Raw genomic sequence first — 26,618 nt, 5'->3', positions numbered from 1 at the left:
CGACACGCACCTCGCGCCTTACCTTCTGAGAAGGCTTCGATGGTGAATGGATCGAGAATTGTGATGAGCGAACCGAATACGTCCCCCGCCGCGTTCCAGGCGACGGCCGCGATCGACCCCGACGCGATCGCGGTCCGCACGATCGGCGGCACCCAGACCCTGACCTGGCGCGACTACGCCACCCAGGTGCGGGAGGTCGCGGCGGGGCTGGCCGCGCTGGGGGTGGGTCGCGGGGACACGGTGGCGTTCATGATGGCCAACCGGCTCGAGTTCTATCCCCTCGAGGTCGGCGCCCAGCACACCGGCGCCACCTCGTTCTCGGTGTACAACACGCTCTCGGCCGAACAACTGCACTACGTGTTCAGCAACGCCGGTAACCGGATCGTGCTGTGCGAAGCCCAATATCTGGACCGCATCCGCGCCTGCGGGGTGCCCATACAGACCATCGTGTGCGTGGACGCCCCCGCCCCCGGCACCCTGTCCGTCACGCAACTCATACAACTCGGGCGCGGCGATTTCGACTTCGACGCCACCTGGCAGGCCATCGGCCCCGACGACATCGTCACCCTCTGCTACACCTCCGGCACTACCGGCAACCCCAAGGGCGTGGAGATCACCCACGCCGGCCTCGCCTTCGAATGCCGCGCCTACGCCTCGGTCATGCCCGTCGAGTTCGGCGACCGCATCACCTCGTTCCTGCCCACCGCGCACATGGCCGACCGGGTCACCAACCTGTATCTGCACCAATACTTCGGCACCCAGATCACCGTGGTCCCCGACCGCACCCAGCTGCCCGCCGCGCTCGCCGACGTGCACCCCACCATCTGGGGCGCGGTGCCGCGCGTGTGGGAGAAACTCAAAGCGGCCGTGGAATATTCGGTCGGCGCCGAAACCGACCCCACCCGCAGGACGGCCCTGATGTGGGCGCTGGAGGTGGCCGGGCGCAAGGCGGCCGCCCAGCTGGCCGGGCAACCCGTCGACGACGCGCTGGCCGCGGAATGGGACCGGGCCGATACGGCTGTGCTGCGGGCGCTGCGCGCCGAACTCGGCCTGGACAAACTCAAATGGGCCCTCTCCGGCGCCGCGCCCATCCCGCCGGAAACCCTCGGCTTCTTCTTCGGCCTGGGCATCCCCATCTCCGAAGTATGGGGCATGTCCGAGCTGACCTGCATCGTCAGCGTCGCCCCACCCGAGCAGGCCCGGCTCGGCACGGTCGGCCGGCTGCTGCCCGGCCTCGAATCCAAGATCGCCGACGACGGCGAATTTCTGGTGCGCGGGCCACTGGTGATGCGCGAATACCGCAAGGAGCCAGAGAAAACCGCCGACGCTCTCGACGCCGACGGTTGGCTGGCCACCGGCGACATCATCACCCAGGACGCCGACGGTTACCTGCGCGTGGTCGACCGCAAGAAAGAACTCATCATCAACTCCGCCGGAAAGAACATGTCCCCGGCCAATATCGAGAACACCGTCAAAGCCGCCGCCCCGCTCATCGGCGCTCTGGCCACCATCGGCGACAACCGCGCCTACAACACCGCCCTCATCGTCCTCGACGCCGAATCCGCCGCACCCTACGCCGCCCAGCACCTCCTGCCCGACGCCTCGGCCGCCGCCCTGGCCGCCGACAAGGGTGTCATCGCCGACATCGCGCGCGGCGTCGCCGCGGGCAACGCGAAACTCTCCCGCGTCGAACAGATCAAACGTTTCACCGTCCTGCCCACCTTCTGGGAACCCGGCGGCGACGAGATGACCCTCACCATGAAACTGCGCCGCAAACCCATCGCCGAGAAGTACGCTGCCGAGATCGACCGCATGTACGAGCCCACCCTCGCCGACGGCGTCCACGAACCCGAGGTCGCACCCGTCACGCCCTGATCCACGCGGGGCACGCGACACCTCACCTCCCGGTCTGCCCGGCACCGCCGCGTGTGCGGCCCACCGCCTGGGCCACGCCGTCCTCACCAAACCTCTTGCTGCCCGGCCGTCTCCGCGTCCTTCGCGGGGGCGGATGGTGTTCGCACCGAACCCTATTCGTGACCAGACCGAATCCCTTCGCGCGGAGCGGGATTCGAGGCAGGAGCATGCGTAGAACCGGGATATCGGCACCGAACGCCCGCGAGCGCGGCGCGATCCGGACCCGGTGGCGCGCACGGTGAAGGCAGGCCCGCGATGTTCTCCTTTATAACAGAGCGCTTGCTCTGTTATGGTCGATGCATGCCACGCCCCCGCACCCACGACCCGGACCTCGTGCTCGATGCCACCGAGGCCCTGGCCGTGCGGTCCGGGCCCGCCGCGGTCACCATCCGGGCGGTCGCCACCGCCACCGGCGTGTCCAATGGGGCTCTCTATCACAGCTTCGGATCGCGGGCAGAACTGGTGGGGCGCACCTGGATTCGGGCCGCGCACCGGTTCCTGGCATTGCAGGCCGACCTGGTGGCCCGAGCCGGGGACGACGGAGTGGAGGCCGTCATCGCCGCCGCCGAGGCGCCCGCGGAATTCGCTGCCCGCCATCCGATGTCGACGCAGCTGTTCTTCACGGTGCGCCGCGCCGACCTGCTCGGCGACGATCTGCCCGAGCAGGTGCGCGCCGAACTGGCCGCCACCCAGCACACCCTCGTCGACCTGATGAAGACCCTCGCGCGCCGGCTGTGGGACCGCGCCGACGCGCACGCCGTGGACACCCTCACCATCTGCCTGGTCGACCTGCCGACAGCGATCCTGCTCGAACGCGGCCGACTCGCCAATCCCCTTGCCCGCCGCCAACTGCGGGCCGCCGTGCGCGCGGTGCTCGACATCGGGCCCGCACCCGCCTGAAACCGACACATCCCGCGGAAGGACACCCCTATGCCCACTCTCACCTACCACGACAAGATCGCCGTCCTGGATCTCGGCGGCGACGAGAATCGCTTCTCACCCGAATTCCTCGACCAAATCGGCCAGCACCTCGACGCCGTCGTCGCCGAGGGCGCGCAAGCACTGGTCACCACCGCCTCCGGCAAGTTCTACTCCAACGGCTTGGACCTGGACTGGCTCTCGGTCAACGGTGAGCGCGCCGAATGGTATGTGGCGCAGGTGCAGTCCCTGCTGGCGCGCATGCTCACCTTCCCGCTGCCCACCGCCGCCGCCCTGCCCGGGCACGCCTTCGGCGCCGGAGCCATGCTCGCCCTCGCCCACGACTTCCGGGCCATGCGCGCCGACCGCGGCTACTTCTGCTTTCCCGAAGCCGACATCCGCATCCCGTTCACCCGCGGCATGGCCGCGCTCATCCAATCCAAGCTCACCCCCAAATCGGCCGTCGCGTCCATGACCACCGGCCGTCGCTTCGGCGGCCCCGACGCCCTGGCCTGCGACCTGATCGACGCCACCGCCGACCTCGACGCCCTCACCGCCACCGCCATCGGGATGCTGGCCCCGCTCGGCGCCAAGGACCAGGCCACCCTCGGCGCGATCAAGGCCACCATGTTCGCCGACGCCGTCGCCGCACTCCGCAACCCCTGACAGGTCTGACAGGGTGCGGCGCACGGCGAACACCGCCGGCCGCACCCGGTCCCCACGCACGTCGCCGGACCCGCAGACCGGCACACCCCTGGCAGACCGGCACCGCCCGGCAGCTGCCGCGCCTATTGGCCGCCCGCTGTACGGGCCAGGCCTATCGGACAGACCGCAAAACCAAACCCGGTGTGGCCAAAGCCGATGCCGACCCCGGCAGCGGTCGCGCCAGGGTGTCGTACCGGCGCGCGTTCGGCGGCTGCGGCGTCACAGTGCCCGCAGCCGGTGTCGGCCGCCCGGTTGCGGGCACTCGGGGTCGGCCAGTGCCGGAATCTGGTCGGTGGGGTCGTCCAGCAGCCGGTGTAGTCGTGCGCAGAACGCCTCGACGGACCCATAGCGGGCAATGATCTCCCCGATGAGCCGCCGCATACTCGCGGTGATCAACCCTCCGGGCACGTTGTCGAGCACTTCGTCCATCACGCCTCCCGCCCTAGAACCGCCAATCGGTATGTGTTCCACAGCGTGCGCGACAGGCTCCGAGCCAGCTGTCAATCGATGGCAACCAGGCCGATAACCTGTGCTGTTCGATCGGATCCGCACGCTGCACGCACGAAACCCGCCGGTCACCCCAGCTACACCCCGCGCAATCCCGTCACCGCCACGCGCATGACCAATCGTGCCAGGTTTCCCCGCAGCGAACCCATGGAAACCTTTCGTCCGCCGAACACCGCACGCCGCCGGCGGGAACGGCACGGATATCGTCGACAGTGAGCGGCCCGAGTCGATACACACGCGGTAGTCCCGGAGGCCATCCGCGCACTCGCGGTCGTGAGCTAGGGGATGGTGGCGCCCCAGCATCCCCGGTTTTCGGTCGAGGTAGCGGTTCCACCGAACGATCACGATCGTTCCGCCGAACCAGCCGCTCAGCGTGACTTTGCTCGACGCTGGCCCTCAGTGGCAGTCTTCACGCCCGCACCCACGGACGAGATCACCTCTTGCCAACGAGAGCCGTTCACTGCCCAAGGGCGAGAACCAGGCAGGCTCCCCACAGCGGCCACTGACCACTCCGGCAGGTGACGGTGGTGGCCGATCACGGAGCCCATTGATCGATCATGGCGGCCGCCGGCAGGCTGCGCGACTCCTCACTCGGTGTTCGTGCCGGCCGCGTGCAGATGCGGTAAGAGCAACTCCGCCACCGCATCCGGGCGTTCGGCCTGTAGGAAATGGCCGCAGTCAGGCAGCTGCGCGTGCTGCGCTTGTGCATGCTCTGCCAGAACTCGCTGCAGATCCGGCGACATGCAGCCGTCCCGCCGGCCCGCCAGCGCCAGTGTCGGCAGTGGGGCGGCATCGGCCATCAGGATCTCACCGAACTCGCGGGTCGCCCTGCGTTGCACCGTGAACAGTGACCGGTAGTACCGCGTCGCCGCCCACGCCATCGTCGGGTCGGTGAAAACGGCCGCGGTAGGCGCGAACTCGTCCTCGGTGAAATCCCACCCCGGCGACCACCGCCGCCACAACGCCCGCACGAATTCCGCACCACGTCGGGTCAGCAACCGGGGCGACAACCCGGACTGCATGACGGGGATATACGACGAGAGCGCCATCTGCCGCGGCAGATACCGCCACATCCGCGGCGCCACCCCACCCCCGAACGGCGGAATCGCCAGCAACGTCAACGACCGCCACCGCCCGGGATCCCGCTTCGCCATAATCATCACTACGAACGCACCCCAATCGTGGCCCACCAGATGCGCCTGCGGCGCACCCAGTTCCGTATGCCAGGCCGCCACATCCGCACTCACCGCCATCAGGTCATAGCGGGCCGACCGCGCCGCCGACCCCGGCGTATACCCGCGCAGCCACGGCGCCAGCACCTGATACCCGGCCTCGACCAAGCGCGGAATCAACCCGTCCCAGGTATGGGGCGTATCCGGAAAACCATGCAGCAGAATCACCAGCGGCGCCTCGGTCGAACCGAACCGGCGCGCCGAGAGCGTGAGCCCGTCCCGCTCCAAGGTGAGAGTGGATTCGATGAGATCCGGTGTCATGACCGTTCTTTCGTGCTCGCAGTCGAAACACAGCGTCCTGGATCGAAGGCTCAGCGGCCCTGCCAGACCGGGGGACGCTTCTCCACGAAGGCGCGCATGCCTTCCCCCGCGTCCTGCGAGGACAGCGCCGCCGCGGCGACCTGCCCCTGCTTGCTGAACGCCTCGGCCACCGACCAGTCCGGGGCCTGCTCGATGATCTGCTTGCTGGCATCGATGCTCAGCGGAGCGTTCACCGCTATCCGTTCGGCCAACTCCAGCGCGGCCTCGAGGGCCTTGCCCGGTGCGGCGACCTGGTTGATCAGGCCGATCTCGGCGGCGCGGGCCGCGGTGATCGGGTCACCGGTCAGGGCCAATTCCATGGCGACGGCCCGGGGTATGCGCTGGGACAGGCGTAGGACGCCACCGCCCACGGCGACCAGACCGCGCTTGACCTCGGGGATGCCGAAGGTCGAATCGCTCGCCGCGACAATGAGATCGGCGGTCAGCGCCAGCTCGCAGCCACCGGCCAGGGCCGGGCCCTCCACGGCGGCGATGAGGGGCTTGCGCGGGGGCTGGGAGACGATGCCGAGAATGCCGCGCTTCTCGGTGATCGGCATCTCGCCACGCGCAGCGGCCTTGAGATCCATTCCGGCGCTGAAATATCCGCCCGCGCCGGTGAGAATCGCGATGCGGGCATCGGCATCGGCCTCGTAGGAGTCGATCGCGCGTTCCAGACCCTGCGCCGCCGCCAGATTGATGGCGTTGCGGGCCTGCGGGCGATTGATGGTGATGATCATGACGTGGCCGCGGCGCTCGATGAGAACCGGAGCCGGTGGCGGGGGCGGCAATGCGACCCGGCGCAGACCCGCCGTACTCAGCTGCGGGCGGGAACCAGCGGTCTCGGACGAGACTGCCACGGCGGCGTCGGTACCGGACTCGGATTCCTCGGCATCGGATGCCGATTCGCTGACCCGCGCAGCGACGGGGACGATCGTGTCGCCGTCCACGGTGACCGGCAGGCCCAGCCAGTCGTCCTCGGTGAGGGCGGCCAGCAGGGCGGAATCGGTGGAGCGCACCAGGACTCGATCGCCCTTCGGAGTCAGCACGCTCACGATCGCGGCCTCGGGGTGGCCATCACGGCCGTAGGGCAGGGTGTAGGCCTCCACTACCGCCTCACCGGTGTACTCGCTGCGGGCCGGTCGAGCCGGTGGGTGCTCGATGACCGGGGTCAGATGCCGGTAACCCTGCCTGGGCGGTGTCGCCGAATACACGCCGAGCGCGTGCTTGGTCAGATACCAGCCCACAGAGGTGGCCAGGCCGAAGGACTCGGGCTCGGCGCGCAACCGCTGTACCAGGGAAGCCACCGCGTGACCACCGTAGTTGTTGCCGGGACCGCCGCCGAAGGTCAGACCACCGGTCACCGACAGCGGCCGCTTCGGATCGTCGACCGGCAGACCCAGCTCGCGCGCGGCGATCTGCACCGCCACCGGGAAACACGCGTACAGGTCGACGTGCGTGAGATCCTCGGCGGTGATGCCCGTGTGGTCGAGCGCCACCGCACCCAGAGTCCGAATAGCCGGGGACGCGGCCAGTTCGCTGCGCTCGCTGACGAACCACTCGTCGGTGCCCGACGCACCCGCGTGCAGGAACACCCACTTGTCCTGCGGAATCCCCGCCGCCTCGGCCGCCGCCGCGCTGGCCATGATGATGCCCGAAGCCATGTCCACGGTCAGATTGGCGCATTCGAGCTTGGTGTAGGGCGCGGAGATCATCCGATTGGCCTCGGTGACCGTCGCGATCTCGGCCGCCGAGAACTCCTGCGGCTGCCAGGCGTTCGGGTTGCCCGCCGCCACCGCCGAAAGTCGCGACCACAACTCGGCCACCGCCGCCGCATGCTCGGCCGGGGTGCGGCCCAGCCGCTGCCGGTTGGCCGACTCCAGCAGCGCGTACATAGTGATCGGAGCCTGCAACCCGGCCGCCGACTCCACGGCGTTGTTGGCAGCCCTGTCGATCCCCACGGTGCGTGTCGGCGCCACCGCGGAATCCTGCACCGGCCACGCCGGTTCGATCCCGGCCCGCTGCGCCGCCGCCTGCGTCGCCCCGGCCTCCGCCCCGGTCACCAGCACCAGGTCGTAGTCACCGGCCGCGATCGCCGCCGCGGCCTCGTTGAGCACCAGTTGTCCGCCGTCACCGCCGAACGGGCTCGACTGCACCGTATCCGCCGCGCCCGCGCCCACCGCCTGCGCCACCAGCGCACCCAGATCCCGGTACTGCCACGACGTCGGCGACACCGCGAACACCGCGTTCGCCTGCGCCAGCAGCCTCTCCCCGGCCCCGGTATCCGCGGCCGCCGCCCGCAGCGCCCGCAGCGCCAGCTGCGCGGGATCGCCATAGGACGGATCAGGGGTGCGCTGCACGACCTGCCCGACACCCACCAGCACGGGCGTCGTCGGCGCCAGTACGACCCCGGAAGCCCGGTGCCGCACCGCCTTGCGCGCCGGATGCCCGGTCGCCGCCTTGGCCGCCGCCAGCGCCGCGGGCAGCGCCGCGAGCGAATCTCGCAGCGCCTCCCCCAGCGCCCGCGCCACCGTCGCACCCAGCGGCCCATCGATCGGCTGGCCCGACAACCCGGCATCGATGTACACGCTCGACCCGGACCCGGTGGGCGCCACCGTGATCCACAACCCCAGTCTCAGCCCCTGCGGCCCGCGCCCACGCAACGCCAGACCGGAGTCGCTGAGCTCGGTCACCGTCCAGGCCACATCCGCGGGAATCCCCATGAACTTGGCGACCTGCGTGTACTCCACGCCCAGTGCCGCCGATCCCGGCGCCTCACCACGCCAGCCCGCATGGAACGTCACCCACTCCGGAAGCCGTTGCAGCTGCACCAGATACGCCAGTGTCGCCGCCGCGCCGGAGTCGAGATCGAGATGGGCGTGCGCGGTGCGCGCGTAATCCGCCAGCCCCGCGGGCAGCGCATGTTCGACCGGCGCCAGCGCGGATTCCCCGCCGTGGCCGGTCAATCCGGCGACCAGCTCCCATACGATGCGCGGATCCCGGCGCACACTGGCGAGCAGCTGCCCACCCGCTCGCAACCGTTTGCGCACCGACGCGCTCTTATCGCGTCCCTGCCCGACCACCGCGCGCAAACGCTCGAAACCCGGCACCGCCGTCACGGTCCACCTCCTCACTGAGGGTCCACGCCATCCGGCCCTCACGGTATCGGCCGCTCACCGCCCACGGGAAGGGTGCAGCCGACTTCGCACCCCCACCAACGGGATTCGCGCCGGTCCCTTCCCCGCTGATTTGCGTAAGCGTATACTTACGGTTCGTGGGTACTTACCAAAGCGCCGCTCTCGACGCCCTCGGTGACCCGACCCGGCGAGCCATCTTCGAGCGCCTCGGCCAGGGCCCGTGCGCGGTCGGCGAACTCGCCGGCGAACTCCCCGTGTCCCGGCCCGCGGTCTCCCAACATCTCAAGGTGCTCAAACAAGCGGGCCTGGTCCGAGACGAAGCCATCGGCACCCGGCGCGTCTACCGGCTCGACCCCGCCGGCATCGACGCGCTGCGCGCGTACTTCACCCACTTCTGGTCGACAGCGCTGTCGGCCTTTCGCGACGAAGTGCAAGCCCACCACGACGACCCTCAGGAGCAGTCATGACCAGCCAACCCGACCCGAACGCCGTCACCGTCGAACTCACCGTCGACGCCCCCATCGACAAGGCCTACCGCGTTTTCACCACCGGCATGGACAGCTGGTGGCCGCGCGAGCATCACATCGGGGCCGGCCCGCTCGCCGAAACCGTCGTCGAACCCCGCCTCGGCGGACGCCTCTACGGCCGCGAAGCCGACGGCACCGAATGCCCGTGGGGCCGGGTGCTGGTGTGGTCCCCGAACACCCACTTCGCCTTCTCCTGGGACATCGGCCTGGACTGGAAACCCGAATCCGACCCGGCCCGCACCAGCCGCGTCGACGTCACCTTCACCGCCGTCGATGCCGACCACACCACCGTCACCCTCGTGCACTCAGGCTTCGAAAACCACGGCCCCGGCTGGGAATCCATGCGCGACGCCGTGGGCTCCCCGGGCGGCTGGCCCGCCCTGCGGGACAACTACGCCAAGGTCGTCGCCGCCTGAGACCGGCTCACAGCAGACGGGTGAACCACACCTGATCCAGCAACCGGATTCCGTCGATCATCTCGTGCTCGGGATACCCGGCCGCGGCGGTGAACACCTCGGGCACCACCCGCGTCATCCGGAAACCGCAGCGCTGATAGAAACGCAGATTCCCCACATCGGCGGTGGCGGTGGCCACCTCCAGACGCCGCACCCCTGCGTCGGTGGCCGCCGCCACCACCTGCTCGATCAGCCGCCGCCCGACTCCGGTGCCCCGCAACGGTTGCGCCACAGCGGTATTGACGATCTCCCACGTCGACTCGTCGGCCTCCGGAGCCGCCTGAACATGGCCGACCACCGCACCGGAGTCGTCGCGCGCCACCCACACCCGCCCCCGGCCGATATACCCGGCCAGCATCTGCTCGGAATCCTCGGCCATTCGGAACGACCACGCGATCTGGGCGCGATCACCGACGAACTCCTCGATGCGCACCGGCCCCGGACCCGCCTGCGGTGGCACCACGATCAGCATCCAGCCCTCGGGATCGAGCACCGCGAACGCCCTCGCCGCCACCCAATACGGATTGTCCGGAACCACCTCGGCCACACCGTGATCGGCCAGCCTCGTGCGCAACTCCTCGAACCCCGACCGCACAGACAGCACCACCGCATGCTCGGGATCGGCCGGCGCAGGCGGCGGCGCTCCATCCAGGCGTACCAGCTCCAGTTGCGCCGAAGCATCCGGCAACCCCAACACGAACCCGCTGTAGCCCGCGTGATCCTCGAACACGAAAAGCTGTGTCAGGCCCACGATCTCCCGATAGAACCGCGCGCACTCCACCAGCCGGTCGGTCGCGCGTGTGAACCGCGCCGCGGACAGCGACAACCCAGCGGGCCCAGACTCCGCGTCAGCCACGACAACTCCTCCTCACACGCAGAACACCCGCCTCCAGAATGCGCGGTCCGCCGCCCACCGGTCGACCCATATACGCCATATCCGATCGACGGAACCGAGGAGGCCCATCGCCGGCCGTCGGAACGGGTCGCATACCGGCCGCGGTTCGCGTCAGCGGTGATCTGCTGCGGCACGGACTGTCGTGATGCACGGTCATACCACCATCCCCGGCCGCGGGCTCGCAGTGGCCGAAACACGAACGCGCGAGCCCGGATTCGGGCTCGCACGTCCATCTCACGCGAACGGGCGGCTCAGAGCGCGATACCCAGCAGCGCGTCCACCGCATCCTTGACCAGGCCGGGAGCGGCCGCGTCGGGGCCGCCGTAGGCCAGCGCCTGCTGCGCCCACGCGTCGAGGGCCGCCAAGGCCTTCGGAGTGTCCAGATCGTCGGCCAGATGGCGGCGCACCCGGGCGACGGTGTCGGTGGCGTCGGGGCCCGAGGTCAGCGCGATGGCCGCACGCCAACGGTCCAGCCGCGAAACCGCCTCCGCCAGCACCGCATCCGACCACTCCCGGTCGGTGCGATAGTGGCCCGCGAACAGGCCCAGCCGGATGGCGCCCGGGTCGGTGCCCGCCCGGCGCAGCGTCGACACGAACACCAGATTGCCGCGCGACTTGGACATCTTCTCGCCATCGAGCCCGATCAGGCCCGCATGCACATAGTGGCGGGCGAAGCGCCGACCCTTCACCAGCGCCTCGGCATGCGCCGCGGAGTACTCATGGTGCGGATAGATCAGATCGCTGCCACCACCCTGCACATCGAACTCGGTGCCGATCCGGTTGAGCGCGATCGCCGCGCACTCGATGTGCCAGCCCGGACGTCCCGCACCGAACGGCGCCGGCCACGAGGGCTCACCCGCCCGCTCCGCACGCCACAACAGCGCGTCGATCGGATCGCGCTTGCCGGGCCGCTGCGGATCCCCGCCGCGCTCGGCGAACAGTCGCTCCATGGTCGCCCGGTCGTAGCCGGACTCGTAACCGAACTGCTCGGTCGCGTCGTGACGGAAGTAGATGTCGGGATACTGCGGGTCGTCGACCGTATACGCCGCGCCCGAGGCGAGCAGCTTGTCGACCAGCTCCACGACCTCCTGCACCGACTCGATCGCACCGATGTAGTCGCGCGGCGGAATCACCCGCAACGCGGCCATGTCCTCACGGAACAGATCGATCTCGCGGGTGCCCAGCTCACGCCAGTCGATGCCGTCGCGCTCGGCGCGCTCGAAGAGCGGATCGTCGACATCGGTGGTGTTCTGCACGTAGTGCACCTCATGCCCGGCGTCACGCCAGAGGCGGTTGACCAGATCGAAGGCCAGGTAGGTGGCCGCGTGCCCGAGATGGGTGGCGTCATAGGGGGTGATCCCGCACACGTACATCGTCGCGGTCGAGCCCGGGGTCACCGGGCGCACCTGCTTGTCGGCGGTGTCGAACAACCGCAACGCCGGTCCGGATCCGGGGACGGTCGGGACAGCGATATCGGACCAGGACTGCATGAGTCGAGGTTATCGCTGTGATCGCGGCGAACCCGCGCCGCCCCCGCACCGGTGTGCCGCGCGACACCCGCCCGCAGCGGCGGACCTGCACCCTAGTCGCGGGCGCGACGATGTCAACGATTGCAATCACGATGATGCGAACATCGCGGTCGGTTCAGAACGCGGGCCAGGGAATCGGGCGCTGGCTCACCGGCATCGGCATCACCGGCTCCTCCAACAGCGCCCGCCCGCGCGCCTCCAGGGCCTCGATCTCGGCGTCGGTGATCAACTCCGCTAGCCGCTCACCCAGTTCACCCGCCAGCGCCTTGACGAAAACCGTGATGTCGGTGAGCAATTCGTCACCGATCGGCTCACCGGCCCAGCCCCACAGCACCGTGCGCAGCTTCGGCTCGCGGTGCAGGCAAATCCCGTGATCGACCCCGTAGACGCGCCCGTCGAGCCCGTCGAGGGCGTGCCCGCCCTTGCGGTCGGCGTTGTTGATCAAGATGTCCAGCACCGCGATCCGATGCAGTCTCGGATCATCGGCGTGCACCAGCGACACCGGCCGCCCGCCCGGGTCCAGCGCCCGCAAAACCTCCCGATAGCCCTCGGGCGCCTGACCCACCGGACACAGATCCACCAGATCCGGGCCCTCGCCGTCCTCGACGGTGTCGACCCAGCGCTGCACCATACCCGGCCCGAAAGGCCCCTCCCGCAACACCGTTTCCGGGATCACCCCCCAGCCCAAGGCCTCCGACACCAGATATGAGGCCACCTCCCGTGCCGCGAGGGTGCCATCGGGGAAATCCCACAGCGGCCGCTCCCCACGCACCGGCTTGTACACCACCCGCGGCCCGCCGTCCTCGGCCTCGCACACCAGGGTGACATTGCTGGCGGTGGTGACCTGTCCGATCACCGTCAGTTCGGCGGCGCGCAGCAGGTCCACGATCTCAGTCCTCGAGCTCGGTGGTGCCGAAGATCTCGCCGCGCTTGTAGCCGTTGGTGCGCACGCACATATGCCCCTTCGACGACAGCGGCTCCCCGCACAGCGGGCACGGCGGGCGCCCGGCCGCGATCACCCGCGCCGACCGTAGCGCGAACTCGCGTGCCTGCGCCGGGGTCAGGAACACCCGCACCGCGTCGGGACCCTCTTCGGTGTCGTCGAGCACCACCGATTCGTCCACCTCGGTTTCGGTGATCGCCAGCAACTCCACCACCACCGCGCCCGCATCGGCGTCCCAGCCCAAACCCATGGTGCCGACCCGGAATTCGGCATCGATGGGGGTGATCAACGGCGCGGTGTCGGCCACGTCGGCGGCTTGCGGCGGCACCGAGGTGCCGAAGCGCCGTTGCACCTCGTCCAGCAGCAGACCCATCCGATCGGCCAGCACCTTCACCTGCTGCTTCTCCAGCAGCACGCTGATCACCCGCGGGTCCTGCACGGCCTGCAGATAGAACGCGCGGTCGCCCGGCTCGCCGACGGTGCCGGCGACGAAACGATCGGGGGTGCGGAAGATATGGATTGCTCGGCCCATTGCACCTCCATTCGGTTCACTCACACTTATGAATCGGGGCGTTCCGCTACCCCATTATCCGTACTGTCGGCGGTACCCGTTTCGCCACCGGGAACCGGCCCCGAGCGCGATTCGCCGCCGGTTCGCGGTAAAACCGCCGCCAACCCGGACAGGTCCGGCCCGGTGTCATTGACCCGCCACACATACGGGGCAGTCGGGGTGTAGCGGATGACGCTGATCGACGCCGGCTCCACCACGATCCGCTGGAACCCGTCGAGGTGAATGCCGAACGCGTCGGCCAGCACCGATTTGATGACGTCGCCGTGTGTGCACGCAATCCACAACACATCGCTACCATGCCGGGCCGCGAACTGCCGATCCCGTTCGCGGATAGCGGACACGGCCCGAAACTGCACCTGCGCCAAGGACTCTCCGGAGGGGAAAGTCGCCGCCGACGCATGCCGCTGCACAACCTTCCACAGGGGCTCGTTGATCAGGTCGGCCAGTGCTTTGCCGGTCCAGTCGCCGTAGTCGACCTCCAGCAGCTGCTCGTCGGGCTCGGGTTCGAGACCCAGTTTGTCCGCGAGCGGGGCGACGGTGCGCTGACAGCGCAACAGCGGCGAGCACACGATGTGTTCGACGGGCAGCGAGCCCAGCCGCTCCACCAGGCCGCGGGCCTGCTCGCGTCCGCGGTCGGTCAGATCGACGCCCGCACTGCGGCCGGCCAGGGTGCGGGCAGTGTTCGACGTGGAGACGCCGTGCCGCAACAGGATCACCGTCACCGGGCCAGCCTACTGGCTAGGTCGCCGACACGACGCCGGTCGCCAGCAGCGCCATCACCGTCAACCCCAGCACGATCCGATACGCGACGAACCAGTCCAGCGAGTGCCGGGCCACGAACTTCAGCAACCACGCCACCGACGCATACCCCACCGCGAACGACACCACCGTCGCCACCAGCAGCTGCGGACCCGACGCGTTCAAGCCCTCACCAGCGGGTTCGAACGCGTCCGGGAGACTGAACAGGCCCGAGGCCACCACCGCCGGAATGGCCAGCAGGAATGAGAACCGCACCGCCGCCTCCCGCGTCAGCCCACAGAACAAGCCCGCCGACGAGGTTGCGCCCGAACGCGACACCCCCGGGATGAGCGCCAGGCACTGCGCCAGACCCATGATCAGGCCGTCACGGGTGGTCAACAACTCGATCGGGCGCCGCCGGCGGCCGTGGACCCTGCCGGAGTAGTACTCCGCGGCCGCGATCACCAGTGCGAACACGATCAGCATGATCGACACCAGCCACAGATTCCGTGCCCCGGTACGGATCTGGTCCTTCAACAGCAGACCCAGTACTCCGATCGGGATGGTGGCGATGATCACATACCAGCCGATCCGGTAGTCCAACTCCCGCTGAATGTCGGGATCCGGGCCGAACGAAAAGCGCCCGTCCTCGGTCAGCACCGGCAGCCGTGTGGTCGCGCGCTCGTGCACCGGCACCGTATCCCGTTGCGGCGCCGCCACCTTCGACCACATCGTGGTGCACCAGGCGACCAGGATGCGCCAGATATCCCTGGCGAAATACACCAGCACCGCCGCTTCGGTGCCCAGCTGGGTGACCGCGGTGAACGAGGCGCCCGCGTCGTCACCGAAGAACACCGCCGAGGTGATCCGCAGGTGCGCCGAGGAGGAGATCGGCAGAAATTCCGTCAAACCCTGCACCAGCCCCAGCACCAGCGCCTGCACCCACGTCATCGACTCGCCCACACACCCTCCAGTCCCGAATTGTCGGCTCCCGGCGGACAATTCGCCGCACCCTCGCGCCCGAAGCCCACCGCGCCCGGCGCATCCGCGCCGCAAACACCGCAGCGACCCTACCGGGCTACTGTCCGATTTCGGACACGCGTGCGGGTAACGGACGGTGGCCCGGGCTCGGGCATCGACCCGCCGCGCTCGGCGCGGGCCGTAGCCGAGCAGATGCGACAGGTGCGCCTAGGCTGACGTGTGTGACGAAAGTGCAACCGCGGTGATGGAACAACGGACGGTCGGCCGCAGCGGACTGCGGGTCTCGAGGCTCGGGCTGGCCACCCACACCTGGGGCAGGGAAACCGACGCCGAGGACGCGGCCGCCCAGCTGATGGCCTTCGTGGAAGCGGGCGGCACCCTGGTCGACACCTCCCCCGCCTACGGTGACGGCACCGCGCAACACATCCTCGGCGACCTGCTCTCCGAGATCGGGCGCGAGGACCTCGTCCTGTCCGGAAGCGCCGGGTACGCACCGATACTCAGCGATGCCGCCGCCGACGCGCCCGCCGCCGTGCGCTGGACCGTCGACGCCTCCCGGCGCACCATGATGCGCCAGCTCGACCACACCCTCACCCAGCTCGGCACCGACCACCTCGACATCTGGACCGTCGCCGCCTGGGACCCGCACACCCCCCTCGAGGAGATCGCCGACACCCTGTCGTGGGCGGTGCGTTCCGGGCGCGTGCGCTACGCCGGGGCTCGCGGCTACGACGGCTGGCAACTGGCCACCCTGGCCGCCGCCGCCCCCATCACCGCCGCCGCCACCCAGTACTCGCTGCTCGCACGCGGGGTCGAACACGAATTCGTGCCCGCCGCACAGCATCACGGCATCGGGCTCATCGCCACCGCACCCCTGGCCGGGGGCATTCTCACCGGCAAGTACCGCGACGGGGTGCCCGCCGACTCCCGCGGCGCCGACGAGGCCACCGCCGCCGAGATCACCCGCCACCTCGACGAACGCGCCGTGCGCGTGGTCGACGCCGTGGTCACCGCCGCCGACGGGCTGGGCACCTCGCCGCTGGCGGTGGCGCTGGCCTGGATCCGCGATCAGCCCGCGGTGGCGTCGATGCTGGTCGGGGCGCGGGACATCGGGCAGCTCACCGGGATCATCGCCGCCGAAACCCTCGAACTGCCGCGCGCCATCACCGCCGCTCTGGGCGATGTGAGCGCACGCACGGAATGAGCAAGGCTAACCTTACTTGCATGAGGTGTCTCGTGTATGCCCGCACGGCCGTCCGCCCGCTGCTGATCATGCTGCTCGGACTCGGCCTCGTCGCGGGTGTGACCGCCTGCGGCATCGGCACCTCGAACACGAGCGGCGGGCACGGGCCGGTCACCGCGAGCATCGGCGATCTCGACCCGATCCCGATCGGTGCCGAACCCAGCCCGGTGCTGCCCACGACGGTGAAGTCGTTCGACGGCAGCCAGGTGACCGTCACCGACACCAGCCGCATCATCGCCGCCGACCGCTACGGCACCCTCGCTCAGACGGTCGTGGCGCTCGGACTCCGCTCGAAACTGATCGGCCGCTCCAACTCCGCGGCGTTCCCCGCCGTCAAGGACCTGCCCACCGTCTCCAGCGGCGCGGGCACCCTGAGCGTGGAATCGGTTGCGGCACTGCGCCCCACGGTATTCCTCACCGATACCACCGCGGTCACTCCCGCCCTGCGCGACCAGCTCGCGGCCCTGGGCATCACCGTGGTCTACTTCGACCCGCAGCGCACCATGGACGGCGTCGTCCCCCAGATCGAAGCCGTCGCCGCCGCCCTCGGCGTCCCCGACGCGGGCAAGGCCCTGGCCCAGCGCACCCGCGACGAGATCTCCGCGGCCACCGCCTCGGCGCCGCACCGGGACTCGAAACCCAAGATCGCGTTCCTGTACCTGCGCAGCGCCGCCATCGCCATGATCGCCGGACCCGGTTCGGGCGCCGACTCGCTCATCGCGGCCATCGGCGGCGTCGACGCCGGCACCGCCTCCGGGATCACCCGGGACTTCCTGCCCATCACCAGCGAGGCCATGATCGCCGCCTCCCCGGATGTCTTCCTGCTCATGAGCGACGGCCTGGCCTCGGTCGGCGGCGTCGACGGGCTCGAGAAGATGCCCGGCGTCGCCCAGACCCCCGCCGGCCGCGACCGCCGCGTCGTCGACATGTCCGACGCGGTGCTGCTGTCCTTCGGCCCCGACACCGGCCGGGTTCTCACCGCACTCATCACGGCCGTCTACGGCCGGACCAACGCATGAGCGACCCGACCCGCGCGGCCCAGGATCGAGCCCCACATCCGGATTCACCCGCCACATCCGCAACGGGGCGCCGCGCCACCGAGCCCACTGATCGACCCGCCGTCACCGGATCGAGCGCCGAGCAGGGCCCGAATCCGGATGCGTCATCCGACGGTGCCGACGCGGACGTGCGACCCGATGCGGTTGCCGCGGAGAGCGAGCAAGGCTGCGCAGCAGGGCAATTCGCCGCTGCCTCGACCCGCGGAGCCGCGGACGAGGTCTCAGCGAACCTGGGGAACACCGACAACGTCGCCACCGGCGCCCGGGCCGGCGGCGGTCGGAAATGGTCGCGCAACGCACTGATCTTCGCCGGCGCGATCGCCGGATTGCTCGTGCTGGCGCTGATCTCGGCGGCCATCGGGCAGGTACCGACCAGTCCTGCCGAAGTGGCAGGTGCGGTATTCCATCGGGTGGGACTGGACTGGGGTCCCATGCCCGAGCATCCGGCCGGGTATGTGACCCTGTGGCAGGTGCGGTTCCCCCGCGTCGTGCTGGGCATGCTCGTCGGGGCCGCACTCGCGACCGCAGGCGCGCTGCTTCAGGGTGTCTTCGCCAATCCGCTCGCCGAACCGGGCGTGATCGGCGTGTCCGCCGGTGCGGCCGTGGGTGCGGGCACGGTCATCGTGATCGGCGGCGCCTTCGCCGCCGCCTGGTCGGTGGCCGCCGGGGCCTTCGTCGCCGGGTTGGGCACGACGCTGCTGGTGTATCTGCTGGCGCGCTCCAACGGACGCACCGAGGTCGTGACGCTGGTGCTGACCGGTGTGGCGATCAATGCCTTTGCGGGCGGGCTGATTTCGTTCCTGCTGTTCACCGCGTCCCCGGCCGCGCGGGATCAGATCGTGTTCTGGCAGATGGGCAGTCTCAACGGCGCCACCTGGCAGTCGGTCAACGTGGTGTGGCCGCTCACGCTGCTCGGAATCGCCGCCGCGGTATGGATGGCGCCGCGACTGGACCTGCTGGCCCTCGGTGAATCCGCGGCCCGCCACCTCGGCGTGGACGTGGAGCGGTTGCGGCGCAATGTGATCGTCGTGGTCGCGGTCCTCGCCACCGCTGGCGTCGCCTTCACCGGCATCATCTTGTTCGTCGGACTGATCGTGCCGCATCTGGTGCGCATGCTCGTCGGGCCCGGTCACCGGGTGCTGATCCCGCTATCGGCGGTCGTCGGCGCGATCGTGCTCGTGGCCGCCGACATCGGCGCCCGCGCCCTGATGCACAACGCCGACCTGCCGCTGGGCATGATCACCTCGCTGGTCGGCGGCCCGTTCTTCTTCTGGCTGCTGCGCCGCACACGCTCACGATCGGGAGGCTGGGCATGAGCGGCCTACGCGACCTGGCCACGGTCTTCACCCGCGTGCGTGACCTGCCGGAACCACCCGAACCGGGCGCCGTCACCCTGCGCGCCCGCAAGGTGAGTGCCACGCGCGGTGATCGCACCGTCCTCGATGGCGTCGACTTCCCCGTCGTCGCCGGGCAGATCGTGGCCCTGGTCGGACCCAATGGCGCGGGCAAATCCACGCTGCTGGCCGCCCTCGCCGGGGAACTCGAACTCTCGGGCGGCAGTGTCGAACTCGACGGGCACGCCCTCACCCACTGGACCCACCTCGACATGGCGCGCCGACGCGCGGTGCTGCCGCAGTCGCATACCGTCGGATTCCCGTTCAGCGCACGTGAAGTGGTCGCCATGGGCCGCTCGCCCTGGGCGCACACCCCGCGTCAGGACGAGGACCACACGATCATCGCGGCCGCTATGGCCGCCACCGACGTCGAGCACTTCGCGGCCCGCCCCTTCCCGGCGTTGTCCGGCGGTGAACGCGCCCGCGTCGCGCTGGCCCGCGTCCTGGCCCAGGACACCGCGACGCTGCTGCTCGACGAGCCCACCGCCGCACTCGATCTCGGCCACCAGGAACAGGTGCTGCGACTGGCCCGCGATCGTGCCGCCGCGGGTGCGGCCGTCGTGGTCGTGCTGCACGACCTCGGTGTCGCGGCCGCTTACGCCGACCGCGTCGCCGTCCTGGAAGCTGGACGTATCGCCGCCGACGGCCCACCTCGCGAGATCCTCACCCCCGAACTGCTCAGCCGTGTCTACCAGCACCCGGTCGACGTCTTCGACCACCCGGTAACCGGCGCGCAACTGGTCCTGCCCGTCCGTGGCTGACCGGCCGAAGTCGGGTCGCGGTAGAACTCGCCGAAAATCCAGCGATCAGCGCTAGGGCTTCGGCGGGGTCACCACGGGTGGAACCGGCGCAGGAGTCGCGATGGCGACGTCGGGCAGCGCACCTTGTCGGCGGCGAGCGCGCGCCCGGCGTTGAGGTAGCTGTAGACGGTCTCGCGGCTGATGCCGAATTCCCTGGCGAGGGCGGCTTTTTCTCTCCGTCGGCGGCGCGTTGACGGGGGTAGTGACTGGTGAGATCGCCTATTCAACTGTCGCGGGTTCATGAGTTCCGTTTGGGAGGTAATGACCGTGAGCGGCGCGGTGATCTGTTCAGCGAACGCATCCATCGGGGAGGGCCATGGTCGCCGGAACGGCAACGCTGAAGGAGCGCCGCCGGGCCGATCACGGCGGTCGGGAGCCGGAATCGGCGGGTCAGTTTGTTGGCGGGGCACCAGAGCAGAAATCCTCGAATGTTGCTGCGGGCGTGGGCATTGTGTTCGACAGGCCAGGCATCGATGGCGGCTTGGCCGCAGTCGGCCAGCCTGAGGTCACGCTCTGTGAGCCAGCCGAGGAACCGCGTCGCCTGGCTGATCTGATTGGTGAAGTCGCGTCGGCTGCCGACGGGAAGCGGGCCGCGGGCAGCTCGTGCCCGCAGTCGTGGCTGGACATCCCAAACGGCGAACCGCCTGATCAGGCGGGCGTGGCCTGGGTCGGTGATAGTAGCGAGGTGCGTGATCATCCACCGTTCGAAAGCACAGATCTGTTTGTCGGCCGGGGGTAGAGTTCCGCAGGCCATCAGCAGTTCCTCAAGGTGTTGCGGCGGCTCGCCAGGGTAGCTTGTGGAACGCCTCGTGGGTCAGCTCGATCTCGCCGCGGCCGAGTTCGGCCAGCAGGTCGGCTGGTGGGTCCGACGACCCGAACCCGCTGACATGGACCGCGAAGTACGGCAGCCTGGTGGCCAGTAGGACATCACCCACCACCGTCGACGGGCTCAACGAACGTGGTCTGGCGGGCCACGTGCTGTGGTTGGCCGAATCGCAGTTGGGTCCCCGTGATCCGGCGCTGCCGGACTGTCGGGGCCGCTGTGGATGCAGTACTTCCTGGATCAGTTCACCAGCGTGGACGAGCTGGTGCGCGACCTCGCCGCCAACCCGGTCCATGTCCGCCCGGTGTCCGCACAGGGCGAGGTGTCGACGATCCATCTCGCGTTCGAGGACACCTCGGGCGACTCAGCGATCATCGAGCATGTGAACGGCAAGCCGCGGGTGCATCACGACCGCAGGAGTGGCTGACGGCCGGGGGGAACGCCGGCCGCGGCCGTGATTCAGTGCGACGACGCGTCGACTGCCCGCGGAGTCCGCGACTTGCCGCCCCACATCAGACCGGCGGTGAGCGCGGCCGTGAGGACGCCGGTGGCGAGCGCGCTGATCGGCCGGTCCAGCCCCGGGGTGTAGGCGGCGGTGACATTGATCGAGGCGTGCATCAGGATCGCCGCACTCACTCCATGCCCGGTGCGATCGTGCAGCCACACGATCAGCACCCGAGTGGCGACCGTACCGAGGAACCATCCGGCGATCCAACCCATCGGATGTCCCGCCTCGAACAACGGAATCACATGCCAGACCGCCCAATAGACACCCAGGCCGAACGCGGCCGGCAACATGCCGAAGCGCTGCCGTAACGGCTCGATGGCATATCCGGTCCAGCCCAGCTCCTCGCAGGTCGCCGCGATGAGGAAAATCAGCACCAGCCCCGGAGCGGCGGCCGGAGACAGCGGCAGCCGCCATCCGGCCTGCCCCGTCCAGCACACGGCCGCCGCGGACCCCACCGCCAGCGCCACCGGCAGCAACACAGCAAGCACATACCAGCGCAGCGCGGCAGCGGGACGGTCCACGGCCCGCCGCAGCAGCCCCGGCACCGCCGCAGCACCGGAATACCGCCAGGTCAGTGCCACCGCAACGGCAACCGGAACCACGAACATGACCGCGCTCGCAGGCAGCCGCAGTGCACCCATCCGTACTCCGCCGGTGACCGCGCCCAACACGAAGAACGGGATCGACGACACCGCAACCCAAGTCAGGAACAGCAGCGGTCTGCGCTCATCGATCACACTCCGACCGTACTGCCACAGCCCCGAAAAGCGTATCCGCACTCGGCGAGCGGTGTTGGGCTGTAGGTGATTTCATGTCGCGGTGATCGACAAGGACAGCTACGGCCGGGTTCCGGTGTTGTCTCGGGCGGATCTGGAGCGCTACTGCCATCTGGATGACGAGGACCGCAGGCTCATCGCCGCCCGGCGGCGGGCCGATACGCGATTGGGTTTCGCCCGGGGCGATATCGCCGACGCCGATACCTGGTGCCGGCGCCGCGAGGCCGGCCACACCAGCGCGATGTTCAACCTTGGTGTCCTACTGAAGCGCCGGGGTGACCTGGCCGACCCCGACGCCGTGCACAATCTGGAAATCCGGCCTCGGGCGGGTGGAGAGAAACGCAATGCCGGGGCCTGGTGGCGGCGTGTCGCGCGGATCGCGCTCAGGCCGCGTCGGTGATTCGAATGGCGGCGTGTCAGCGGACCCTCGCCGAGCCGAGCGGGTGCTCGGCAGCGACCACCCCGACACTGCGCGTGTTGTACCCGAAGGAGGTCTTCGGTCCGAGCTAGCTCACACTGGAGACGTCGTTATCTGCACAGTAACCGGCTTCCGGGTGCCAGATGCCACCGGATCGTTGACAGTAGAACTGGCTCCACAGCAGCCTGGCCGAACTGGAGCCTGTGTTCGCATTCGCATCGAGAGTCTGCATCGCTGAACCGGATGTGACGGAGCCCGAGCCCGAAGCGTTTGACGTGGCCACCGGATCGAGGGTGAACGGAGCGGCGGTGGCGACCCCGATTCCGTACAGGATGGCCGTGCACAAGCGGTCGCGATGGTGGGGAGCCGGTAGGCCAGAACGGATTTCAACTACGTACTGGGGTGCAATGTCCCAAGAAGGGCACGTTCGAATTCGGCGACCGCGCCCATCATGGTCAGCAGCAGGTTGGCCATCGGGGTGTCGTCGCCGATGAAGGTGAGGCCCTCTTTGACGAACTCGACCTTGATCTGTTGTTCGGTCAGGCCGCGCACCAGCTGGCGCAGGTCGTCGAGGCTGCGGGCGAGCCGGTCCATGGAATGCACGACCACGGTGTCGCCGTCGCGGACGTAGTCCAGCAAGGCCGTCAGCTGCGGGCGCTCGCGGTCCTTGCCGGAGGCCTTGTCGGTGAAGGTCTTGTCGACGGGTACGCCGTCGAGTTGCCGCTCGGTGTTCTGGTCGTCGGTGCTGACCCTGATGTAGCCGATTCGCTGACCGTGCGCCACCCGGAATCCCTTCTGCGCGTGGGAATGTGCCGGGCTGGAGTCTGAGAACTGACACCGACAAGTGTCGGAAAAAGTCGATACGGATTCTATTCCGACTCCCGCGGGGATCCGATATGTCGGGTTGGGGTCTACCCCAGAACGACAGCCCAACATGCAGTCCGGCCAGCCCGCCGCGAACACGTTTCCCGACATCCGGACTTGAGCCACAACCCTGCTGTGACCGAGTCATCGAAGTAGATGTGCGTTCCGGAGGGGCCCTGTCCCTGCTCGGCGAGCAGGCCGGCCGGGCCGCGGTCACCGCGGTTCATGCTCAACGGAATGCGCGCGCTGACCGCTGCCGCGCCCGATGCGGCGTGGGTCCGCTCAGACGCCGGGAGTCAATCGCTTCCGGGCACGTTCGACGCGGCGTTCGACACCGTCCAGGTGTTTCTGCGCACGCTGCAGGGCCTCGCGAGCCGAACGCTCGGTGGCGGCCGTGAATCGGTGGTGGTGCTCGGCTTCGGTCAGCTCGGCACGCAGGGCTTCGATGCGGTCGTCGAGATCAGCGAGATCGGCGGCCGCAGTGTCGTGGTCGGATCGGGCGGAAGTCACAGCGGCGCGGGCGGATTCGACCTCGGCGAGCATCTCCTCGAGCTCGCGCCGCACGTCGGCCTGCGGATCGGGGGCTGGCCCGCCGGCACCCGTGGGATCAGCTCGCCGACGAGTCCGCGCGGCCGACTTCTCAGCGCGATCCTCGGTGGAATCGGCTGTCGTCGAGCGCGTCCCGAAGCTGCGGTGCCCATCGCCGGGAACCGCGGTCACCACGGCGGGGCCGAATCCCTCGTAAGTGGCCGCGGCGGTGAGGGTTCCGGCGCGCAGCCCCTCGGCGACCGACTGATCCGCCAGGGCCGCCTGCAGGCTCGCGCCGATATCGCGCAGGACGGGTTCGGTTAGGCGCTGGCCCCGGCCCGCGGCCAACTCGGCGGCCTTGCGGGTGACGGCGTTGACCGCTTTCTGCCGCTGCGTGGTGAGGGCGCGCAGCTGCTCGGCCGACAGTCGGCGCTGGGCATCGCGCAGGGCTTCGCCCACCTCCAGCAGTGCGCGGACATCATCGCTCGCCTCACGAGACAGCAGATTCAGCGCCCACGCGGCGACCGTCGGCCGCCGGAGCTTGCCGATGGCGGCGGCCAGGGCCTTGTCCCCGGCGTCGCGGGCCTGCCGCACCCGCTCGGTGCGGGCGGCCACGAACTCGGCGGGCTGGAGCCCGTAGAGTTCGGCCACGACCTGGTCGAGCGTCATGCCGCCCCAGCCTACGGGCACACCCGCCACCCGCCCCGCAGGATGCCATGGTCAGCGATTGGCCGGCCCGAAGGCGGGCCGCGACGATCCAGCCGCCGACACCGCTCAGATCGACCGAGAACCAACTGCCCTGCAGGGGGGCACAGCGCGCGGGTAGCGGCAGTAGCGGATTTCGTGCAGGATCTAGGATTCGATCACTCGGTCAGTGTTGCCAGCACCGCAGAGGTGTCGTGGTAGTACGGGCGAAACTCGGTGATCAAGCCGTCTCGAAAGCTGATCCATTGCAGTAGTGACGTTTTCAATGTTCGGCCGGTGCGTCGTGCGCGCAGTCGGCCGCGGCTGTAGACCACGACCCGATTCTGGTCACTGAGGAACTGCTGCTCGTCGAACCACAGACCGTCCCAGTTCTCGCCCATGGCGGCAATGAACTTCCGGAAGCCCTCATGCCCACGCCATTCGCCGCCGTAGGGCAGGCTGGACGCCTGGTGCATAACGACGTCCGAGGCCAAGTGCGCGGCCATCTGCTCGAACTCGGCGCCCTCGGTGAGGTATGCGGCCTCGGCCGCGTAGAAGGCCCGCAGAGTGGTCATCACATCGACTGTCATTCTCCCAACCCTCACAGCGACTGGTTCTCCACGCTGGCGGGATTCTGACTTTGCGATTCGAGACCGGTGTACGGGTGGGGTGGGCCGACGACCTCACCGGGCCCTGTTCGTTCCGCGACGACCCGGTTGGCGCAGGTGCCGATGCCCTCGATCGTGGTGGAGACAAGTTGCCCCGCGCGCAGGTAGAGGCCGGTGGTCTCGCCGACTCCGCTGGGTGTGCCGGTGAGGATCACGTCGCCGGGCAACAGGGTCAGGAATCCACTGATGTAGGCGACGAGATCCGCAGGCGAGAACAGCAGGTCGGCGGTAGTGCCGGTTTGCAACAGGTGGCCGTCTATCTCGCAGGTGACCGCCAGGTTCCGGGCATCGTCGAGTTCGTCGGGACCGACCAGGACCGGCCCGAGCGGGGTCGAGTGGTCGAATGCCTTACCCTGCAACGCTTCGCTGGTGCGGTGTTGCCAGTCGCGCATCGAAATGTCGTTGGCGACGGTGTATCCGGCGATCACCGCCCGCGCCTGCGTGGAATCGATCCGGTAAGCGGGACGGCCGATCACGACGGCCAGCTCGGCCTCCCAATCGACTCGATCACTGACCGCCGGAAGTACCAGCGGCTGCGTGGGGCCGAGCAGGGTCGAGGCGAACTTCGCGAACAGGGCCGGGTAGACCGGTTCGGGCCGGCCCAGCTCGCGAATGTGACCGCGGTAGTTCAACCCGACACACAGTATGTGGGCAGGCTCCGGGGACACCGGCAGGTATTCGACCGCGCCGGCATCGAGTTCGGCCAGATCCCGGACGGCGCCCCGGCCTCTCATCGCGGCCACGGCATCGGGGGCGTCGACGACGATCAGCCGATCACCCTCGACGCGAGCGGCGGCCACGGCACCGTCGTGCCGGATCGTGGTGTATCTCATCCGATCTCGACCGATTCCCCTGCCGCGAGCCGATGGTACGGGGCACCGGTGCCGGGCCCGTTGTCGCCGAGCAGTCCGCCGACCATCGCGATGCCGATGTCGTTGAGGGCACCGTCGTGTACGGCGTAGGCGCGGCTGGGAGCCACTTCTCGCACATAGTCGATCAGCTGACCGGTCGTCGACCACGGGCCGTGCACCGGCAGCAGCAGCGTGTCGACGGCGACGTCGGGCACGGTGAGTGCATCGCCGGGATGGAACAAGGTGCCGTCGATGAGGAACCCGATGTTGCCGACCCGGGGAATGTCAGGGTGGATGACCTCGTGCCACGTCCCGAACACCCGCACCTCGAATCCGGCCGCGGTGAACACCTCACCGGCACCGACCGCGTCGACGCGCTGTTGCAAACCGTCCAGCTTGCGGGCCACCGCGGTGTTGGTCCAGATCCGCAGCGCCGGATCAGCTTCCGCCGCCCTGCGCAGCGCCTCTTCGGAGAAATGGTCGAAGTGCTCATGGGTCACCAACACCGCATCGACACCGTCGAGGGCACGCGGATCGGTGAGACCGCCTGGATCGACCACCAGCCGCCGGCCATCGATCTCGACACGGACACAGGCATGGCCGAACTTGGTGAGCTGCATGAGGGCCCTCTCCCGTAACGGATACTTACAACCA

At 69.2% G+C, this 26,618-nt stretch carries 28 protein-coding genes and 1 pseudogene; 12 read left to right on the top strand and 17 right to left on the bottom strand.

What is annotated here, in order from left to right; translation table 11 throughout:
• Positions 1-63: 63 nt before the first annotated feature.
• The 3 genes from fadD11 to GLP40_RS29990 all read left to right on the top strand — a co-directional run bounded on the left by fadD11 (position 64) and on the right by GLP40_RS29990 (position 3,498).
• The gene (gene fadD11, locus GLP40_RS30000; RefSeq protein WP_154791365.1) at positions 64-1,875 is read left to right on the top strand and encodes a fatty acid--CoA ligase FadD11; all 1,812 of its coding nucleotides are present in this window, start codon (positions 64-66) and stop codon (positions 1,873-1,875) included.
• A 339-nt stretch (positions 1,876-2,214) separates the two neighbouring features.
• Positions 2,215-2,814: a TetR/AcrR family transcriptional regulator gene (locus GLP40_RS29995; protein WP_154791364.1), complete on the top strand. Its 600-nt coding sequence runs from the start codon at positions 2,215-2,217 to the stop codon at positions 2,812-2,814.
• Positions 2,815-2,844: 30 nt separating this feature from the next.
• Positions 2,845-3,498: an enoyl-CoA hydratase-related protein gene (locus tag GLP40_RS29990; protein ID WP_154791363.1), complete on the top strand. Its 654-nt coding sequence runs from the start codon at positions 2,845-2,847 to the stop codon at positions 3,496-3,498.
• A gap of 258 nt (positions 3,499-3,756) precedes the next feature.
• Here the strand turns inward: GLP40_RS29990 and GLP40_RS29985 are convergent, their stop codons facing one another.
• The 3 genes from GLP40_RS29985 to GLP40_RS29975 all read right to left on the bottom strand — a co-directional run bounded on the left by GLP40_RS29985 (position 3,757) and on the right by GLP40_RS29975 (position 8,692).
• A complete protein-coding gene (locus GLP40_RS29985; protein ID WP_154791362.1) occupies positions 3,757-3,966 on the bottom strand; it encodes a hypothetical protein in 210 nt (69 codons plus the stop codon).
• A 665-nt stretch (positions 3,967-4,631) separates the two neighbouring features.
• Complete coding sequence (locus GLP40_RS29980; RefSeq protein ID WP_154791361.1) at positions 4,632-5,537, bottom strand: alpha/beta fold hydrolase; 906 nt, start codon at positions 5,535-5,537, stop codon at positions 4,632-4,634.
• A gap of 50 nt (positions 5,538-5,587) precedes the next feature.
• Positions 5,588-8,692 (bottom strand): type II toxin-antitoxin system Rv0910 family toxin, encoded by a 3,105-nt coding sequence (locus GLP40_RS29975; RefSeq protein WP_328290814.1) that lies wholly within the window; start codon positions 8,690-8,692, stop codon positions 5,588-5,590.
• A gap of 155 nt (positions 8,693-8,847) precedes the next feature.
• On the opposite strand from GLP40_RS29975, the gene GLP40_RS29970 reads away from it, so the two are divergent.
• The gene (locus GLP40_RS29970) at positions 8,848-9,177 is read left to right on the top strand and encodes an ArsR/SmtB family transcription factor (RefSeq protein ID WP_328290813.1); all 330 of its coding nucleotides are present in this window, start codon (positions 8,848-8,850) and stop codon (positions 9,175-9,177) included.
• Complete coding sequence (locus tag GLP40_RS29965) at positions 9,174-9,653, top strand: SRPBCC family protein (RefSeq protein ID WP_154791360.1); 480 nt, start codon at positions 9,174-9,176, stop codon at positions 9,651-9,653. Before GLP40_RS29970 ends, GLP40_RS29965 begins: the two co-directional genes overlap by 4 nt.
• 7 nt (positions 9,654-9,660) lie before the next feature.
• Here the strand turns inward: GLP40_RS29965 and GLP40_RS34930 are convergent, their stop codons facing one another.
• The 6 genes from GLP40_RS34930 to GLP40_RS29935 form a co-directional block, all read right to left on the bottom strand.
• A complete protein-coding gene (locus GLP40_RS34930) occupies positions 9,661-10,548 on the bottom strand; it encodes a GNAT family N-acetyltransferase (protein WP_154791359.1) in 888 nt (295 codons plus the stop codon).
• A gap of 290 nt (positions 10,549-10,838) precedes the next feature.
• On the bottom strand, positions 10,839-12,077 hold the full coding sequence (gene mshC / locus GLP40_RS29955; protein ID WP_154791358.1) for a cysteine--1-D-myo-inosityl 2-amino-2-deoxy-alpha-D-glucopyranoside ligase: 1,239 nt from the start codon (positions 12,075-12,077) through the stop codon (positions 10,839-10,841).
• Positions 12,078-12,231: 154 nt separating this feature from the next.
• Complete coding sequence (locus tag GLP40_RS29950) at positions 12,232-13,002, bottom strand: SCO1664 family protein (RefSeq protein WP_328290812.1); 771 nt, start codon at positions 13,000-13,002, stop codon at positions 12,232-12,234.
• Between the two features lie 4 nt (positions 13,003-13,006).
• On the bottom strand, positions 13,007-13,591 hold the full coding sequence (locus tag GLP40_RS29945; protein WP_154791357.1) for a DUF3090 domain-containing protein: 585 nt from the start codon (positions 13,589-13,591) through the stop codon (positions 13,007-13,009).
• Positions 13,592-13,617: 26 nt separating this feature from the next.
• A complete protein-coding gene (locus GLP40_RS29940) occupies positions 13,618-14,352 on the bottom strand; it encodes a histidine phosphatase family protein (RefSeq protein ID WP_328290811.1) in 735 nt (244 codons plus the stop codon).
• Between the two features lie 16 nt (positions 14,353-14,368).
• A complete protein-coding gene (locus tag GLP40_RS29935; RefSeq protein ID WP_154791356.1) occupies positions 14,369-15,319 on the bottom strand; it encodes an undecaprenyl-diphosphate phosphatase in 951 nt (316 codons plus the stop codon).
• Between the two features lie 274 nt (positions 15,320-15,593).
• Between GLP40_RS29935 and GLP40_RS29930 the strand changes: the two genes are divergently transcribed.
• The 4 genes from GLP40_RS29930 (at position 15,594) to GLP40_RS29915 (ending at position 19,805) form a co-directional block, all read left to right on the top strand.
• Positions 15,594-16,553 carry an aldo/keto reductase gene (locus GLP40_RS29930; protein ID WP_154791355.1) on the top strand — a complete coding sequence of 320 codons (960 nt, stop codon included), beginning with the start codon at positions 15,594-15,596 and terminating at the stop codon, positions 16,551-16,553.
• Positions 16,554-16,573: 20 nt separating this feature from the next.
• Complete coding sequence (locus GLP40_RS29925) at positions 16,574-17,611, top strand: heme/hemin ABC transporter substrate-binding protein (RefSeq protein ID WP_154791354.1); 1,038 nt, start codon at positions 16,574-16,576, stop codon at positions 17,609-17,611.
• Between the two features lie 338 nt (positions 17,612-17,949).
• Entirely contained in the window at positions 17,950-18,966 is a 1,017-nt protein-coding gene (locus GLP40_RS29920; RefSeq protein ID WP_230330080.1) for a FecCD family ABC transporter permease, read from the top strand.
• Complete coding sequence (locus GLP40_RS29915) at positions 18,963-19,805, top strand: heme ABC transporter ATP-binding protein (RefSeq protein WP_154791353.1); 843 nt, start codon at positions 18,963-18,965, stop codon at positions 19,803-19,805. The genes GLP40_RS29920 and GLP40_RS29915 overlap by 4 nt, the downstream gene beginning before the upstream one ends.
• Positions 19,806-19,873: 68 nt before the next feature.
• On the opposite strand, the gene GLP40_RS29910 is transcribed toward GLP40_RS29915, so the two are convergent.
• The gene (locus tag GLP40_RS29910; protein WP_154791352.1) at positions 19,874-20,149 is read right to left on the bottom strand and encodes a hypothetical protein; all 276 of its coding nucleotides are present in this window, start codon (positions 20,147-20,149) and stop codon (positions 19,874-19,876) included.
• An 11-nt stretch (positions 20,150-20,160) separates the two neighbouring features.
• Here GLP40_RS29910 and GLP40_RS29905 point away from each other — a divergent pair, with 11 nt between their 5' ends.
• A complete protein-coding gene (locus GLP40_RS29905; protein ID WP_154791351.1) occupies positions 20,161-20,583 on the top strand; it encodes a hypothetical protein in 423 nt (140 codons plus the stop codon).
• A gap of 25 nt (positions 20,584-20,608) precedes the next feature.
• Here GLP40_RS29905 and GLP40_RS29900 read toward each other — a convergent pair whose 3' ends face one another.
• The gene (locus tag GLP40_RS29900; RefSeq protein ID WP_154791350.1) at positions 20,609-20,797 is read right to left on the bottom strand and encodes a hypothetical protein; all 189 of its coding nucleotides are present in this window, start codon (positions 20,795-20,797) and stop codon (positions 20,609-20,611) included.
• Positions 20,798-20,872: 75 nt separating this feature from the next.
• On the opposite strand from GLP40_RS29900, the gene GLP40_RS29895 reads away from it, so the two are divergent.
• Positions 20,873-21,094, top strand: coding sequence for a linear amide C-N hydrolase (locus GLP40_RS29895; RefSeq protein ID WP_328290819.1), 222 nt, complete (start codon positions 20,873-20,875; stop codon positions 21,092-21,094).
• A 32-nt stretch (positions 21,095-21,126) separates the two neighbouring features.
• Here GLP40_RS29895 and GLP40_RS29890 read toward each other — a convergent pair whose 3' ends face one another.
• Positions 21,127-21,912 carry a CPBP family intramembrane glutamic endopeptidase gene (locus GLP40_RS29890; RefSeq protein WP_154791348.1) on the bottom strand — a complete coding sequence of 262 codons (786 nt, stop codon included), beginning with the start codon at positions 21,910-21,912 and terminating at the stop codon, positions 21,127-21,129.
• 82 nt (positions 21,913-21,994) lie between these two features.
• Here GLP40_RS29890 and GLP40_RS29885 point away from each other — a divergent pair, with 82 nt between their 5' ends.
• The gene (locus GLP40_RS29885) at positions 21,995-22,351 is read left to right on the top strand and encodes a DUF4158 domain-containing protein (protein WP_154791347.1); all 357 of its coding nucleotides are present in this window, start codon (positions 21,995-21,997) and stop codon (positions 22,349-22,351) included.
• A gap of 432 nt (positions 22,352-22,783) precedes the next feature.
• On the opposite strand, the pseudogene GLP40_RS29880 reads toward GLP40_RS29885, so the two are convergent.
• The 5 genes and pseudogenes from GLP40_RS29880 to GLP40_RS29860 form a co-directional block, all read right to left on the bottom strand.
• A pseudogene (locus GLP40_RS29880) lies at positions 22,784-23,152 on the bottom strand (recombinase family protein); the annotation flags it as partial.
• A gap of 363 nt (positions 23,153-23,515) precedes the next feature.
• Positions 23,516-24,430 carry a hypothetical protein gene (locus GLP40_RS29875; protein ID WP_154791346.1) on the bottom strand — a complete coding sequence of 305 codons (915 nt, stop codon included), beginning with the start codon at positions 24,428-24,430 and terminating at the stop codon, positions 23,516-23,518.
• 194 nt (positions 24,431-24,624) lie between these two features.
• The gene (locus tag GLP40_RS29870; RefSeq protein WP_230330071.1) at positions 24,625-25,035 is read right to left on the bottom strand and encodes a nuclear transport factor 2 family protein; all 411 of its coding nucleotides are present in this window, start codon (positions 25,033-25,035) and stop codon (positions 24,625-24,627) included.
• 11 nt (positions 25,036-25,046) lie between these two features.
• On the bottom strand, positions 25,047-25,946 hold the full coding sequence (locus tag GLP40_RS29865) for a fumarylacetoacetate hydrolase family protein (protein WP_154791345.1): 900 nt from the start codon (positions 25,944-25,946) through the stop codon (positions 25,047-25,049).
• Positions 25,943-26,584, bottom strand: coding sequence for an MBL fold metallo-hydrolase (locus tag GLP40_RS29860; RefSeq protein WP_154791344.1), 642 nt, complete (start codon positions 26,582-26,584; stop codon positions 25,943-25,945). The genes GLP40_RS29865 and GLP40_RS29860 overlap by 4 nt, the downstream gene beginning before the upstream one ends.
• Positions 26,585-26,618: the final 34 nt, after the last annotated feature.

The sequence above is a fragment of the Nocardia aurantiaca genome, from assembly GCF_009708175.1.
Taxonomy (GTDB): domain Bacteria; phylum Actinomycetota; class Actinomycetes; order Mycobacteriales; family Mycobacteriaceae; genus Nocardia; species Nocardia aurantiaca.
This window is presented reverse-complemented; position numbering and strand designations above follow the sequence as displayed.